This window comes from Bacillus andreraoultii (assembly GCF_001244735.1).
GTDB lineage: Bacteria > Bacillota > Bacilli > Bacillales > Caldibacillaceae > Caldifermentibacillus > Caldifermentibacillus andreraoultii.
This window is the reverse complement of record NZ_LN868935.1, coordinates 58197-73951: the sequence shown is the minus strand read 5'-3', so window position 1 is coordinate 73951 and position 15755 is coordinate 58197. Positions and strand designations below refer to the sequence as shown.

Annotated in this window: 9 protein-coding genes and 2 pseudogenes; 5 read left to right on the top strand and 6 right to left on the bottom strand. The window is 36.2% G+C overall.

The annotated features are described in order from the left end of the window. Window positions 1–26: 26 nt before the first annotated feature. The 3 genes from BN2144_RS00780 to pdxS form a co-directional block, all read right to left on the bottom strand. A complete protein-coding gene (locus tag BN2144_RS00780; protein ID WP_033826465.1) occupies window positions 27–1523 on the bottom strand; it encodes a glycine betaine uptake BCCT transporter in 1497 nt (498 codons plus the stop codon). Window positions 1524–1639: 116 nt separating this feature from the next. Next, on the bottom strand, window positions 1640–2233 hold the full coding sequence (gene pdxT / locus BN2144_RS00775) for a pyridoxal 5'-phosphate synthase glutaminase subunit PdxT (RefSeq protein ID WP_033826612.1): 594 nt from the start codon (window positions 2231–2233) through the stop codon (window positions 1640–1642). A gap of 131 nt (window positions 2234–2364) precedes the next feature. Beyond that, complete coding sequence (pdxS, locus tag BN2144_RS00770) at window positions 2365–3243, bottom strand: pyridoxal 5'-phosphate synthase lyase subunit PdxS (protein ID WP_222860072.1); 879 nt, start codon at window positions 3241–3243, stop codon at window positions 2365–2367. A 236-nt stretch (window positions 3244–3479) separates the two neighbouring features. On the opposite strand from pdxS, the gene pdxR reads away from it, so the two are divergent. Next, complete coding sequence (gene pdxR, locus BN2144_RS00765) at window positions 3480–4886, top strand: MocR-like pyridoxine biosynthesis transcription factor PdxR (RefSeq protein WP_033826463.1); 1407 nt, start codon at window positions 3480–3482, stop codon at window positions 4884–4886. Between the two features lie 224 nt (window positions 4887–5110). Here pdxR and BN2144_RS21065 read toward each other — a convergent pair. The 3 genes and pseudogenes from BN2144_RS21065 to BN2144_RS00740 form a co-directional block, all read right to left on the bottom strand. After that, window positions 5111–7810: pseudogene (locus BN2144_RS21065) on the bottom strand (IS1182 family transposase); the annotation flags it as partial. Between the two features lie 125 nt (window positions 7811–7935). Then, window positions 7936–9496, bottom strand: a pseudogene (locus BN2144_RS00745) (IS1182 family transposase); the annotation flags it as partial. A 165-nt stretch (window positions 9497–9661) separates the two neighbouring features. Further along, on the bottom strand, window positions 9662–10228 hold the full coding sequence (locus BN2144_RS00740) for a nitroreductase family protein (RefSeq protein WP_033826461.1): 567 nt from the start codon (window positions 10226–10228) through the stop codon (window positions 9662–9664). A 337-nt stretch (window positions 10229–10565) separates the two neighbouring features. On the opposite strand from BN2144_RS00740, the gene BN2144_RS00735 reads away from it, so the two are divergent. From BN2144_RS00735 to BN2144_RS00720, 4 genes are all read left to right on the top strand, one after another. Beyond that, complete coding sequence (locus tag BN2144_RS00735; RefSeq protein WP_082195110.1) at window positions 10566–11396, top strand: basic amino acid ABC transporter substrate-binding protein; 831 nt, start codon at window positions 10566–10568, stop codon at window positions 11394–11396. A gap of 149 nt (window positions 11397–11545) precedes the next feature. Then, on the top strand, window positions 11546–12202 hold the full coding sequence (locus BN2144_RS00730) for an amino acid ABC transporter permease (protein WP_033826460.1): 657 nt from the start codon (window positions 11546–11548) through the stop codon (window positions 12200–12202). Then, a complete protein-coding gene (locus BN2144_RS00725) occupies window positions 12199–12921 on the top strand; it encodes an amino acid ABC transporter ATP-binding protein (protein ID WP_033826459.1) in 723 nt (240 codons plus the stop codon). The genes BN2144_RS00730 and BN2144_RS00725 overlap by 4 nt, the downstream gene beginning before the upstream one ends. A 664-nt stretch (window positions 12922–13585) precedes the next feature. Continuing rightward, window positions 13586–15727 carry a bifunctional diguanylate cyclase/phosphodiesterase gene (locus BN2144_RS00720; RefSeq protein ID WP_033826458.1) on the top strand — a complete coding sequence of 714 codons (2142 nt, stop codon included), beginning with the start codon at window positions 13586–13588 and terminating at the stop codon, window positions 15725–15727. Window positions 15728–15755 lie beyond the last annotated feature (28 nt).

The window sequence follows — 15755 nt, the reverse complement described above, 5'->3', positions numbered from 1 at the left end:
GTAAGGTGAATCTTACTTACATAGGTTCACCTTACTTTTTTTGTTATTTTTTTCACTTCTTCATTCAATGACTTAAACAAACTCGCAGTCATTAATATCATGATGACAGAAAACGGTAAAGCAGCAATAATCATGGCGTTCTGCAAAGCCATTAAACCTCCAGAGTATAATAAGACAAGGGAAATTGCTGCAAGTAAAATACCCCATACTAACTTCAGTCGATTGGGCGGATTTTGTGCACCATTGGAAGACATCATTGATAATACGTACGTTCCAGAATCTGCAGATGTGATAAAAAATGTAACGACGAGAATAATGGCAATAATTGACATAATCACTCCAAATGGATAATGGTCAAATACGCCAAATAATAACTGTTCGACGGCAAGATTTGAAATTTTAGCAATACTAGTTGCTTCCAGACGAATGGCAGAACCACCGAAAGTAGAGAACCAAAAGAACCCAATAACGGATGGTACTAATAAAACATAGAAAATGAATTCACGGATTGTTCTACCTTTTGAAACTCGAGCTATGAAAATCCCGACAAACGGGGACCAAGCAATCCACCACGCCCAATAGAAAATCGTCCAGCTATTAATCCATTCACGTGCCTCTGGATCAAGGGGAGCAATCCGGAAACTCATTCTTGGTAAATTCTGTAAATACCCACCGATTGAATCGGTAAATAAATTTAAAATGGTTAATGTAGGACCAATGAAAAACATCATAAAGAGTAATAAAAAAGCAAGGAACATATTTGCATTACTTAAAATTTTTATCCCTTTTCCTAAACCGGATAGAGATGAAAGGGTAAAGAGAAATGTAACAATAATAATGATAACTAGTTGAATCCAAAATGAAGTAGGTATATGAAACAAATAAGATAGACCACCATTAATTTGCATGGCACCAAAGCCTAAAGTAGTTGCAACACCAAAAACAGTTGATAAAACAGCTAAAATGTCAATGAGTTTCCCGGTTCTCCCAGTAACTTTATTACCAAGAATTGGCTTTAAAGTAGCACTTATTGTTACAGGTTCATTTTTACGAAAGCTATAATAAGCAAGTATTAAAGCGACAATTCCATAAATAGCCCAAGCGTGGAGTCCCCAATGGAAAAAGGTAAATCTTAATGCATCTTTTACCCCTTGTTGTGTACCTAGTTCCCCCGTAGGCGAGCTAATTGCATAATGACTGAGTGGTTCAGCTGCTCCATAAAAGACAAGACCAATTCCCATCCCTGCACTAAATAGCATCGCAAGCCAAGTTCCCCGAGAAAATTCAGGTTTATCCTCTTGTTTACCTAATTTTATTCTCCCAACTGGGGTAATAAATAAATAAAAGCAAATAGCAAGAAAACAAGTAACGACAATCAAATAGTACCAACCAAAGGCATTTGTAATAAAGTCTTGAATACTTGCTGTGACCGATTCAAGAAGGTTTGGTGAAAATATACCAAAGATTACTAACAATAGTAAAATAACTGCCGAATATATGAACACAGATGTAAGTTTCTTCATAAGTTTTGCTCCTGACCGTAAAATTTAAATAAATAATGACAAGCTTAGTATGAGTAATTGTGATAAATTTAATCAAAAAAAGACCCCTTAAACTAAAAGGGTCAGAAGGTAAAAAATTAAATATTTAATAGTGCTTTTGCCTTGTTTTCCTTAACCATTTTAATAAACAATTGTACAAAACGTGTATCATTCGTTAGTTCTGGGTGGAAAGCACTTGTTAATAAATGACCTTGTTTTGCGGCAACAATATGCCCATCGACGTTTGCTAGTACATCAACGTTTTCTTTAACTTGTTCAATATATGGGGCACGGATAAAAACAGCGTGGAATGGTTGATCAAAACCTACTACAGTTAAATCTGCTTCAAAACTTTCTCGTTGACGTCCGAAAGCATTTCTTCTTACGGAAATATCCATTAATCCGAGATGTGACTCATTGGAACCGACTAGTTCTTTAGCAACTAATACCATTCCTGCACAAGTTCCAAAGATTGGTTTTTCATCTTCAGAAAACTGTTTTAAAGGCTCAAAAAATCCATACTGGTCAATTAATTTTCGCATTGTTGTACTTTCTCCACCAGGTAAGATGAGGCCATCAACTTCATCTAATTGGTGTGGATTTTTTACAATGATAGCTTTTGTACTAAGCGATTCAATTTGTTCTATATGTTCAGTTACAGCACCTTGAAGGCCTAAAACACCGATAGTTATATCGTTCACTTCATATACCTCCTATTTAATCAAAAAAATAGGCAAGAAAGATTCACGTCACTTGCCCATCAACAAATCAACATAATTTAAAAAGTACGAGAGAAAACGGGGGTGGTTACCTCCCTAATTCCTTATATACCACGGTTTTGCATTCTTTCTTCAGCAGCTAATGTGGAGATTTCAATTCCTTTCATAGGAGTTCCAAGGTCTTTTGATAATTTGGCAATTAAATCATAGTCTTGGTAGTACGTAGTTGCTTGAACGATGGCACTAGCAAACTTTTCCGGTGTTTCAGATTTAAAAATTCCTGAACCAACGAATACGCCATCTGCACCTAGTTCCATCATTAACGCAGCATCTGCAGGAGTTGCAACACCACCAGCAGCAAAGTTCACTACTGGAAGACGGCCTGCTTCTTTAATTTGTTTTAATACGTCAAATGGTGCACCGAGATTTTTTGCCTCTGTCATTAATTCATCATCATTCATGTGAACGACTCTTCGTACTTGCGCATTTACTTTACGAATGTGGCGGACTGCTTCAACAATATTTCCTGTACCTGGTTCTCCTTTTGTTCGTAACATGGCAGCACCTTCACCAATTCGCCGAGCAGCTTCTCCTAAATCACGGCAACCACATACGAAAGGAACGGTAAATTCACTTTTTAATAAATGAAATTCTTCATCAGCTGGTGTTAATACTTCACTTTCGTCTATGTAATCAACACCCATTGCTTCTAGTACTCTAGCTTCAACTATATGACCAATACGAGCCTTAGCCATGACAGGAATTGTAACAGCATTCATGACTTCCTCAACAATACGAGGGTTTGCCATTCTTGCCACGCCACCTGCTGCGCGAATATCGGATGGTACACGTTCTAAAGCCATTACAGCTACAGCTCCAGCGGCTTCAGCAATTTTCGCTTGCTCTGCGTTTACAACATCCATAATGACGCCACCTTTTTGCATTTGCGCCATACCTCTTTTCACTAAATCCGTACCTACCATTTTTTCCATTTTTTCCACTCCATTTCTTTCAATTTTTTATGTAGAATTAAGAAGCCTACTTCCTGAAGTTCAACTCTAATCAGCAGAAGTTCTATACTTCTACAAATTAGGATTCATGCCAAAAAGCATTTGATATATTTTGCATTTTTTGAATTCTATTATATTATAAATAGGTACTGACATTGTTAAAAGTGTCAGTTTTTATAAAAACAATCATGTCAGTTAGGGTGAGAAGAATGGAAATGTTATCAATCCATTTAGAACGTAATCAGGAAACACCATTATATGAGCAGCTATATCTTTATATAAAAAAGGAGATCGCTATTGGAAATATTACTTTTGGAGAAAGGCTCCCATCAAAAAGGAAGCTAGCTAATTTTTTAAGTATTAGCCAAAACACAGTCGAAACAGCTTATGAACAGTTAGTGGCAGAAGGGTATGTTGAAAGTATTCCACGAAAAGGATATTATGTGCTAGCTTATGAAGATTTAGAATATGTTAGACAAGAAGTAAAAAAAGATATAAAAGTAAATAAAAATGAAGAGCAGATTATTTACAATTTTCATCCAGGATGGGTCGATACAGAACATTTCCCTTTTGAAAGATGGAGAAAATATGCCAAACAAATTATGGCGAATGAAAATCATCATTATTTATTGTTAGGGGATAGGCAAGGAGAGTATGATTTACGTAGCGAGATCAGTCAATATTTATTTCAAGCAAGAGGTGTTCATTGTCATCCGAATCAAATTATCATTGGCGCGGGTCTAGAAATATTACTACAACAATTAATCATGTTGCTCGATAAACGAACAATATATGGGGTGGAAGATCCAGGCTATCATGTCATCTCACATATATTGAAGAAATTTCAGAACGAAGTATTTCCTCTTGAAGTTGATGAAGAAGGAGTTAATGTGAAGGAGATAGAAGCCGGAAATATTGATGTTGTTTATGTTACACCTTCTCATCATTTTCCGTATGGGTCCATTCTTTCTGTCAATCGAAGAATAAAACTATTAAATTGGGCTTCTGCGAAAGAGAATCGATATATTATTGAAGATGACTATGATAGTGAGTTTCGTTATAGCGGTAAATCTATCCCGTCATTACAATCGATGGATCAAAATGGGAAAGTGATTTATTTAGGAACTTTTTCAAAAGCACTCATGCCATCTATACGAATTAGTTACATGGTGTTACCTGATCGTTTAATAAAAAAATATACAACTGAACTAAACTTTTATCAATGTTCCGTTTCCCGTCTTGACCAAGTTTTGTTAACCGAATTTATGCGTAATAGGGAATTCGAGAAACATTTGAATCGAATGCGAAAAATTTACCGTAGAAAATTGGAATTGGTGTTAAATTTGTTTAAGCCGTATGAAAACCAAATAACCGTCTTTGGTGCACATTCTGGTTTTCATCTTGTCTTAGCAGTGAATAATGGTATGAACGAAGAAGAATTAGTTGAGCGTGCGTTGAATGCTCGATTAAAAGTATATCCTGTTTCTAACTATTCCATGATAAAAAGGGTTGACTTACCACCAAAAATTGTCATTGGTTTTGCTGGTATTCGTGAGGCTGATTTACAGAAGGCAATGACAATGTTATTAAACTGTTGGGGGATTTTTGAAAAATAATTATGATCGAAAATGACAAATTCAGAAAGCAACTTTTGAAAATACTGAGCGAAAATGTGTTTATGAGCGGTTTTATTGAAAAAAGGCTTGTCCAAGTTATTTATTGGCTAATAAGAAAGTATAAATGTTTCAATTTCTACTATCCTTGTGCGCATAAACGCGCAAGGATAGTTCTAGCAGCATTGCATTAAAGCCCAAAAACCCTCTTTCTCAACAACCGAGCTCTAATCTCTCGTTTCGCCTGGAGGTTTTCGCGTCCCTTTAGTTTTTTTATTGGTCACGAGCATAAGAGTAAAAGAGGCTGGGACATAACTAGCCAAAAGTAGTATATAAAAAGGTTCCAGGCAATAAAAAATTTGCTTGGAACCTTTTTTGTGGGGTTTTTCCATTTCTCGTCACTATTTTACCGCTGATGGCGGTGACTTTTCTCATATTCACCGCCATCAACGCAAAGGCTAATTCATTTTTCACTTTCTGTTTTCCTCTGACGGAAAAACGAGTGAAACCTAAATTAGCCTTCAGAAAACCGAACGCTGGTTCTACATCAATTTTACGTTTTCCGTAAATTTCACCAGTTTTCTCGTCTGAAAGCTTCGTACGTACATATTCTTTTTGGGACTCCCACTTTTCATTTATGTAGACTTTTCGGTTGTTCCCTTCTTTTGCTTTCGTGCATAAATCGCGGAGTGGACAATCCGAACAGTCCTCACACTCGTACACTTTAAATTCACGGGTGAATCCGTACCTGTCTGTTCGTTTGGAATGATGGCTAAATCGTACTTTCCGACCATTTGGGCACAGAAAAGTATCTTCGTCCTCATTATATTCCCAATTATCTACATGAAAAGCGTTGTCCTTATGCTTCTTTTTCTTCTCCTTTCGATATTGATTGTATGTAATAAGTGGCGTTCGATTTCGATTCTCGATGATATCTTCATAATTCTGTTCGCTACCATATCCTGCATCCGCGACAATGAATTCCGGAAGCTCGAAAAAGTTTTCTTCAATCGTGTCGAGAAAAGGAATTAAAGTGCGTGTATCGGTCGGGTTTGGGAAAACATCGTAAGCGAGCACATATTGACCTTCCGTCGCAATTTGGACATTGTAACCAGCTTTCAATTGACCGTTCTTCATGTAGTCGTCCTTCATGCGCATAAACGTCGCATCTGGGTCCGTCTTTGAGTAACTATTGCGATCACCGAAAATCTCCATATCGTTTTGATACTTTTGTTTGCGAGTAATGAAATCCATCCATTGCTTCCGAGATTGTATGGGTAATTTGCGTTCGGAACGGAGCTTTTTCCGTTCACTCCCAACTTCAGATACTTCAATCTTTTTATTATATTCCTCGATTTTCTCGTCTAACTTTTCGACTACTTCTTCCATTTCTTTGACGGAAAGTTCCTCTTCCTTTTCTCGCTCTATTGCTGGGATGATCTCCTTCTCTAGCAGCTCATCATACAGTTGATTGGACTTTTCAATTAGCTTATCACTATATCTTTCAATGGACTTCCGCCATACAAAGGTGAACTTATTTGCGTTTGCTTCAATTTTTGTACCATCAATAAAAATGGCTTCCTCTTNAAGAGGCTGGGACATAACTAGCCAAAAGTAGTATATAAAAAGGTTCCAGGCAATAAAAAATTTGCTTGGAACCTTTTTTGTGGGGTTTTTCCATTTCTCGTCACTATTTTACCGCTGATGGCGGTGACTTTTCTCATATTCACCGCCATCAACGCAAAGGCTAATTCATTTTTCACTTTCTGTTTTCCTCTGACGGAAAAACGAGTGAAACCTAAATTAGCCTTCAGAAAACCGAACGCTGGTTCTACATCAATTTTACGTTTTCCGTAAATTTCACCAGTTTTCTCGTCTGAAAGCTTCGTACGTACATATTCTTTTTGGGACTCCCACTTTTCATTCATGTAGACTTTTCGGTTGTTCCCTTCTTTTGCTTTCGTGCATAAATCGCGGAGTGGACAATCCGAACAGTCCTCACACTCGTACACTTTAAATTCACGGGTGAATCCGTACCTGTCTGTTCGTTTGGAATGATGGCTAAATCGTACTTTCCGACCATTTGGGCACAGAAAAGTATCTTCGTCCTCATTATATTCCCAATTATCTACATGAAAAGCGTTGTCCTTATGCTTCTTTTTCTTCTCCTTTCGATATTGATTGTATGTAATAAGTGGCGTTCGATTTCGATTCTCGATGATATCTTCATAATTCTGTTCGCTACCATATCCTGCATCCGCGACAATGAATTCCGGAAGCTCGAAAAAGTTTTCTTCAATCGTGTCGAGAAAAGGAATTAAAGTGCGTGTATCGGTCGGGTTTGGGAAAACATCGTAAGCGAGCACATATTGACCTTCCGTCGCAATTTGGACATTGTAACCAGCTTTCAATTGACCGTTCTTCATGTAGTCGTCCTTCATGCGCATAAACGTCGCATCTGGGTCCGTCTTTGAGTAACTATTGCGATCACCGAAAATCTCCATATCGTTTTGATACTTTTGTTTGCGAGTAATGAAATCCATCCATTGCTTCCGAGATTGTATGGGTAATTTGCGTTCGGAACGGAGCTTTTTCCGTTCACTCCCAACTTCAGATACTTTAATCTTTTTATTATATTCCTCGATTTTCTCGTCTAACTTTTCGACTATTTCTTCCATTTCTTTGACGGAAAGTTCCTCTTCCTTTTCTCGCTCTATTGCTGGGATGATCTCCTTCTCTAGCAGCTCATCATACAGTTGATTGGACTTTTCGATTAGCTTATCACTATATCTTTCAATGGACTTCCGCCATACAAAGGTGAACTTATTTGCGTTTGCTTCAATTTTTGTACCATCAATAAAAATGGCTTCCTCTTCAATCAATTCCTTTTCCACGAGCTGATTTCGGAACTGGACAAAGCATTCACGTAGGATNAAGAGGCTGGGACATAACTAGCCAAAAGTAGTATATAAAAAGGTTCCAGGCAATAAAAAATTTGCTTGGAACCTTTTTTGTGGGGTTTTTCCATTTCTCGTCACTATTTTACCGCTGATGGCGGTGACTTTTCTCATATTCACCGCCATCAACGCAAAGGCTAATTCATTTTTCACTTTCTGTTTTCCTCTGACGGAAAAACGAGTGAAACCTAAATTAGCCTTCAGAAAACCGAACGCTGGTTCTACATCAATTTTACGTTTTCCGTAAATTTCACCAGTTTTCTCGTCTGAAAGCTTCGTACGTACATATTCTTTTTGGGACTCCCACTTTTCATTCATGTAGACTTTTCGGTTGTTCCCTTCTTTTGCTTTCGTGCATAAATCGCGGAGTGGACAATCCGAACAGTCCTCACACTCGTACACTTTAAATTCACGGGTGAATCCGTACCTGTCTGTTCGTTTGGAATGATGGCTAAATCGTACTTTCCGACCATTTGGGCACAGAAAAGTATCTTCGTCCTCATTATATTCCCAATTATCTACATGAAAAGCGTTGTCCTTATGCTTCTTTTTCTTCTCCTTTCGATATTGATTGTATGTAATAAGTGGCGTTCGATTTCGATTCTCGATGATATCTTCATAATTCTGTTCGCTACCATATCCTGCATCCGCGACAATGAATTCCGGAAGCTCGAAAAAGTTTTCTTCAATCGTGTCGAGAAAAGGAATTAAAGTGCGTGTATCGGTCGGGTTTGGGAAAACATCGTAAGCGAGCACATATTGACCTTCCGTCGCAATTTGGACATTGTAACCAGCTTTCAATTGACCGTTCTTCATGTAGTCGTCCTTCATGCGCATAAACGTCGCATCTGGGTCCGTCTTTGAGTAACTATTGCGATCACCGAAAATCTCCATATCGTTTTGATACTTTTGTTTGCGAGTAATGAAATCCATCCATTGCTTCCGAGATTGTATGGGTAATTTGCGTTCGGAACGGAGCTTTTTCCGTTCACTCCCAACTTCAGATACTTCAATCTTTTTATTATATTCCTCGATTTTCTCGTCTAACTTTTCGACTACTTCTTCCATTTCTTTGACGGAAAGTTCCTCTTCCTTTTCTCGCTCTATTGCTGGGATGATCTCCTTCTCTAGCAGCTCATCATACAGTTGATTGGACTTTTCAATTAGCTTATCACTATATCTTTCAATGGACTTCCGCCATACAAAGGTGAACTTATTTGCGTTTGCTTCAATTTTTGTACCATCAATAAAAATGGCTTCCTCTTCAATCAATTCCTTTTCCACGAGCTGATTTCGGAACTGGACAAAGCATTCACGTAGGATGTTTTCAATGAGTGGATTAGAACGGAAGCGATTGATGGTGCGATAGCTAGGTTCATGTCCTTGAGCTAGCCACATCATGCGGATACTATCCTGTAATAAAGCTTCTATTTTACGGCCGGAAAACACGGATTGCGTATATCCACACAAAATGACTTTCAACATCATACGAGGATGATACGCGGGACGGCCGGTTTGTCGTATGAAGTCCTCGAAAGCTTCTTCGGGAATACTCTCGACAAGATCATTGATCGCAAAAGCAATATCGTTTTCTTTCAACTTAATTTCTAAATTTAGCGGTAAAACTACTTGATTCATGTTATAATGTTTAAACATAAGGGCACCTCCAAAATTATTGTTTCGTCACTTTAATTTTATCAAAAGGTGCCCTTTTTGTTTACTAGAATTGTGACAAAAAAGGCGTTGGGTCTACACTTTTTAGTGTAAGCTCCAACGCCTTAATTTTTATTTTACTAAAGTTTTGTCCCAGCCTCTTTACGATTAATCAAACCAAATTGTTTTATCTTCAACTGGAGTACGTATTCCTTTAATATCAAATTCCTTTTTCGGATAGCCGATGTAGATTAGGCCGATGACTTTATCGTTTTCATCTAATTTTAAGAATGGCTTTAATTCTGGGTAGTGGGCGATGTCACCGGTACGAACAATTGTTGCAAGCCCCTTTTCTGTTGCTGAAAGGAGCAAGTTTTGCATGGCACAACCGGTAGCAACTATTTCTTCAATTTCAGGTACAATTCCCGAAGGACTTACTGCCATAATAATGATGACGGGTGCCCGCAATGGCCCTTTTTCCGCCTTTTCAATTTTCTTTTGTGCCTCTTCTTCAGTTAAATCGGCCGTTTTTTCCTTCATGATTCGTGCCATTTCTTTTCCTAATTTTATTCGACCGTCCCCTTTTATAACACGAAACTTCCATGGCTCTGTTTTTTTATGATTTGGTGCCCATACAGCCGTTTCCAATAATTCTTTAATAATTTCATCAGAAACTTCTTTTTCATCAACAACTCCTATTGATCGGCGTGACTTTATTAAGTCGACGAGTTCCATAAAATCTCCCTCCTGAAATTCTCTTCCTTTTTAGTATATGATGAACAAAGCATGAGTTCAAATTTTTACAAAATGATAAAAACAATAAATAAGACAAGATTTAAAAGAATACATATAGAAAAGAATTGTATCTACAACAGGAATTCATTATAATAAAGTAATGAATATTTGAATGTTACGGAATTATTAAAAAATAAAACCTATAAAATAAGACAGATATTTTTATTATTAAAAAATTTCTTTGAAAATAGTGTTGCATATTTATAGACATATACGTATAATTAACCATAATTAAAAACTATTAAATGATGAGTGAAATTAGGAGGATGTGGAGAGTATGAAAAAGATGAAGAAACTGGGGATGTTTTTAAGTATTATTATGATTATTTCTATGTTATCTGCATGTGGTTCAAACGAAACTAGCAAAGGGGAAGGGAATAATAAAGAAGCAAAAAGTGGTGATAGTAAAACACTTCGAATTGTGACGAATGCAAATTTTGCGCCGATGGAGTATTTAGATGGAGATAAAGTATTAGGATTTGATGTTGATTTTGTAAAGGCAGTGGCAGAAGAAGCAGGATATGAAGCGAAAGTTGAACATGTTGGTTGGGATGCACTATTCATTGAAGTTGAAGGGAAAACCGCTGATCTTGGTATTGCAGCAATTACAATTAATGATGATAGAAAGCAAACATATGATTTTTCTGTACCATACTACGCATCGAACATTCAAATTTTAGTTCCTGAAAACAGTGAGATAAAAACAGCACAAGATATTAAAGGGAAAGTTGTATCTGTCCAAAACGGGACAACGGGAATGGATGCAGCAGAAGCAGTCATCGGAAAAGGTAGCCCTGATATTAAAAAGTTTGAAGATAACAATCTGGCTATTCAAGAAATGTTAAATGGGGGTGCGGATGCTGTTTTAGCTGACAAACCAGTTGTCGAGGAGTACGTTAAAAATAATTCGGATCAAAAGTTAAAAGTCGTTGATGATGTGTCATTTGAACAAGAGTACTATGGAATCGTCTTTGCAAAGGGGAGTAAGTTAAAAGAAGAGTTTGATCAAGCGATTAATGCAATCTATGACAATGGTAAATACGCTGAAATTTATAAGAAATGGTTTGGAATTGAACCAGATATTGAACATTTAAAAGGGCTTCAATAACAGATGCGCTCTTAAAAATGCCTGGCTTTCTCTTAGATTGTCGTGTTAAAAATTTTTAAGAGAAATCCTGGCATTTTCATTTTAAATGAAAAGGTTGCGCAATAAATACGACAACGATTAGATTTTTCAAGAGAAAGAGAGGCTTTCGCATGACTTTTCGATTTGATTTAATTATTGATTACGCCCCATACTTTATAAGAGGAACCTTGCTTACAATCGGGTTGTCACTGCTTGGAATCTTATTTGGGACAATCCTTGGTTTATTTATTGGAATGGGAAAAATGTTAAAAAATAAATTTTTATCGTTTCCATTTACCGCCTATATTACTTTTTTTCGTGGTACGCCTTTTATGGTTCAAATCTTTATCATTCACTTCGGTGTCGTTACAGCAATTTTAGGAAATACAAATGGAATGGTTGCCGGAATTATTGCCATATCGTTAAACTCTGCAGCGTACATTTCAGAAATCTTTCGTGCAGGAATTCAAAGTCTGGATCGGGGACAAATGGAAGCGGCCCGTTCACTTGGTATGAGTTATGCACAATCAATGCGCCATGTCATTTTACCGCAAGCATTCAAACGGATGATTCCACCATTAGGTAATGAATTTATCGTGCTATTAAAAGACTCCTCGTTAATTTCATTAGTAGCCGTGCCTGAAATTATGTATTGGGCTCGTGCTTTCCAAGGTCAATATTACAAAGTATGGGAGCCGTATTTAACTGCAGCATTCATATACTTAATTCTTACCCTCGTATTGAGCATTTTATTAGCACAGTTGGAAAAGAGGTTAAAAACGGAATGATACAAGTAAACAATTTGAAAAAGTTTTTTGGAAATAATGAAGTATTAAAAGATATTACCGTTAATATACATCCACAAGAAGTCGTTGTTGTCATTGGCCCTTCTGGATCAGGAAAATCGACTTTTTTACGTTGCCTAAATCAGCTTGAAACGATTAGTGCTGGGGAAATTGTCATTGACGGTGTGAATATAACTGATAAAAAGGCGGATATAAATAAAATTCGAACAGAAGTTGGTATGGTGTTTCAACAATTTAATTTATTTCCACATAAAACCGTCTTAGAAAATATTATTCTATCACCAATTGTTGTGAAAAAGATAGATGAAGATATGGCAAAGAAAAAAGCTGTATCGTTATTAAAAAAAGTTGGATTAGAGGAAAAAGCGAATGCCTACCCTAGCTCGTTATCTGGGGGACAACAGCAACGGGTAGCCATCGCACGGGCTTTAGCTATGGAACCGAAAATTATGTTGTTTGATGAGCCGACTTCTGCTCTTGACCCTGAAATGGTCGGTGAAGTTTTAGAAGTTATGAAACAGTTAGCAAAAGAAGGAATGACAATGGTCGTTGTTACACATGAAATGGGGTTTGCTCGAGAAGTCGGTGATCGTGTACTCTTTATGGATGGAGGCTACATTGTAGAGAAAAATACACCAAATGAATTATTTGAGAATCCAAAACATGAACGGACAAAGTTATTTTTAAGTAAAGTGTTATAATTTCATTTCTCTAAGTCAATTCATCTTTTCAATTTCTTCACTTATTTCAACGTTTTCTACTTTATTAATGTTAATTTGCCAATCTATTGATAAAATCTAAACCTATTTTCTGTAGAATCTAAGGTTTAGATTTTTTTGCTTACGGACGTATTCTATACGCTTATTCGCCCTAAAGAAGGCTCTGGCAGCTACATCAAGTCGAAAAAGGCTCTAGCATTTTTAGTTTTCTTTATCGGGCTACCAAATAAGGATGTTTCACTAGTGTAGACGCCCGATTCGTGTTGAAAAGGAGGGAAAAGGTCATCTAGAAGAGTTCTAGACGCCCAAATTACGGTAAAATTGGTTGAAAAAGTCATCTAGAGCGTGTATAACCGCCCAACTCATGAATAATCGAATGGAAGTGATTATGTGCCATATCCACACATGGACACTTAAATATTCAATCAACAGAAAACGGACAAGCCCATTCATACGAAGCTTGTCCGTGTTGTTATTCTTATAAAAGGGTCAAAGAAGTGTACTTTGTTCTATTAATTAATTCGAATAAGTGAAGAACTTCACTTTTAATCCGATATAATATTTGAATACAATAAGGGATGACGAACAATGTAAAACATATTATCAATAGCCATAAAAGTTTTCATCATAGATTAGAGGTATTATTATGAATAAACCATCATTTACAAAGGATGAGAACGGTTTAGTGAAACCGAGTATGAATTGTTATTCTCAAGAATCACTACAAGAACTTTTTGACATTAAATATGCCCTAGATCAATCAGCTATTGTAGCAGTTGCTAATCAAAAGGGGATTATTACATATGCAAATAATATGTTCTGTGAGATTTCTCAATATAGTCGTGAAGAATTGATTGGTCAAGATCATCGGATTCTTAATTCGGGACGGCATTCAAAAGAGTTTTTTAAAGAAATGTGGAGAACAATTGGTTCAGGGAACATATGGAGAGGAGAAATATGTAATAAAAAGAAGGATGGTACATTATATTGGGTCCATACGACGATTGTTCCATTCTTAAATGAGAAAGGTAAGCCTTATCAATATATTTCTATTCGAACAGATATTACAAAAGAAAAAAGGCTGGAAAAGGAAATTAAGCAAAGTCATGAAAAGTATCGTTTAATAGCAGATCATTCCTCTGATTTTATTGCATTAATTGATCATGATGGGAATTTTCAATATGCCTCTCCTTCTTTTGAAAATTTATTAAGTAATGAAATGGATATGATTGAAAGGGGATCTCTATTTCAATGGATTCATCCGGATGATATGGATAAGATTCGTCATATTATTGAAACATTTTATACTGAAAAAGCAGATAAAGTACGTCAATTGGAATTTCGTATTCAAGCTGACGACAATACAATCATTGATGTCGAAGCAAATTTTGATATGATTGTAAACCATACTTTCTCTAATGAACCACTGCTATTACTTGTCATGCGTGATATACGATTTCGAAAACAAATTGAAGAAAAAATAGCTCAATTTGCTTTTCATGATAGCTTAACAAATTTACCGAATCGTCGCTATTTTATTGACCAATTACGCCAAGAAATTAGGTATGGAAAATATCATACTTCAAAAATGGCGGTCATGTTTATTGATATTGATAATTTTAAGTTTATAAACGATCATTTAGGTCATGAAAATGGTGATTTAATTTTAGTGGAATTAGCAAAAAGATTATTGGAAATTGTTGGGAGTCACCATCTTGTTGCTCGCTCTGGTGGAGATGAATTTGTTATTTTGTTAAAAGATATTCGTGACCCATTTGAAGTGGCAAATTATGCTGAAAAAATAGTAGAACGATTTCAACAACCGATAAGTACATTCGAAAAAGAATGGTTTTTATCTTGTAGTATTGGGATTTCTATTTTTCCTGACCATGGTAGTAATACAGAGCTTCTTTTAAAAAATGCCGATGCTGCACTATTTAGGGTGAAGGAACAGGGGAAAAATGGTTATGGAATATTTAATGAAAAATATGAAAATAAATCTTTTGAACGTTCGCTACTTGAAAATGCATTGCGGAAAGCATTAGAACATGATCAGTTTTTTATTGAATATCAACCGAAATTAAACCTTTTGACTGGAGAAATCATCGGTATGGAGGCACTAGTTCGCTGGAATCATCCAGAATTAGGACGGATTCCACCAAAAGAGTTCATCCCGTTAGCTGAAGAAACTGGGTTAATCGTTCCTTTAGGTATATGGATATTAAAAACGAGCTGTAATCAAAATAAAATTTGGCAGGAAAAAGGGTTTAAACCATTACCAATATCTGTCAATGTTTCGATTCGCCAATTGAAAGATCCAAAATTTATTCAAAAGGTCAAAAACATTTTAGAAGAAACGAAATTAAGTCCACAATATTTAGAACTAGAAGTAACCGAAAGTATCTTTGGAGATATTCATAATGCCGCATCAATTTTACAAAGTTTACGTGAGTTAGGGATCCAAATTTCCATTGATGATTTTGGTACAGGTTACAGTTCGCTTAGTTATATCAAACATCTTCCAATTGATATGTTAAAAGTTGATGCCTCTTTCATTCAAGATATTCACAAAAATGAGGAGAGTAAAGCAATTGTAAAGGCGATTATCACATTAGCAGAGACAATCGGAGTTAAAGTTATTGCAGAAGGTATAGAATTACAAGATCATGTAAAAGAATTAACATATAGTGGGTGTATGTTAGGACAAGGATATTACTTTAGTAAACCTCTAGTAACAAATGATTTTGAAAAATTTATGTATGATAATAGTAAGAAGGACTTAAGGTAAAAGATACTTTCATTTATAAGAATGAGCG

What these genes read in the sequence shown, in the direction of transcription:
- BN2144_RS00780 (WP_033826465.1), bottom strand. Translation starts at nt 1,523, where the DNA reads ATGAAGAAACTTACATCTGTGTTCATATATTCGGCAGTTATTTTACTA.
- pdxS (WP_222860072.1), bottom strand. Translation starts at nt 3,243, where the DNA reads ATGGTAGGTACGGATTTAGTGAAAAGAGGTATGGCGCAAATGCAAAAA.
- pdxR (WP_033826463.1), top strand. Translation starts at nt 3,480, where the DNA reads ATGGAAATGTTATCAATCCATTTAGAACGTAATCAGGAAACACCATTA.
- BN2144_RS00740 (WP_033826461.1), bottom strand. Translation starts at nt 10,228, where the DNA reads ATGGAACTCGTCGACTTAATAAAGTCACGCCGATCAATAGGAGTTGTT.
- BN2144_RS00735 (WP_082195110.1), top strand. Translation starts at nt 10,566, where the DNA reads ATGAAAAAGATGAAGAAACTGGGGATGTTTTTAAGTATTATTATGATT.
- BN2144_RS00730 (WP_033826460.1), top strand. Translation starts at nt 11,546, where the DNA reads ATGACTTTTCGATTTGATTTAATTATTGATTACGCCCCATACTTTATA.
- BN2144_RS00725 (WP_033826459.1), top strand. Translation starts at nt 12,199, where the DNA reads ATGATACAAGTAAACAATTTGAAAAAGTTTTTTGGAAATAATGAAGTA.
- BN2144_RS00720 (WP_033826458.1), top strand. Translation starts at nt 13,586, where the DNA reads ATGAATAAACCATCATTTACAAAGGATGAGAACGGTTTAGTGAAACCG.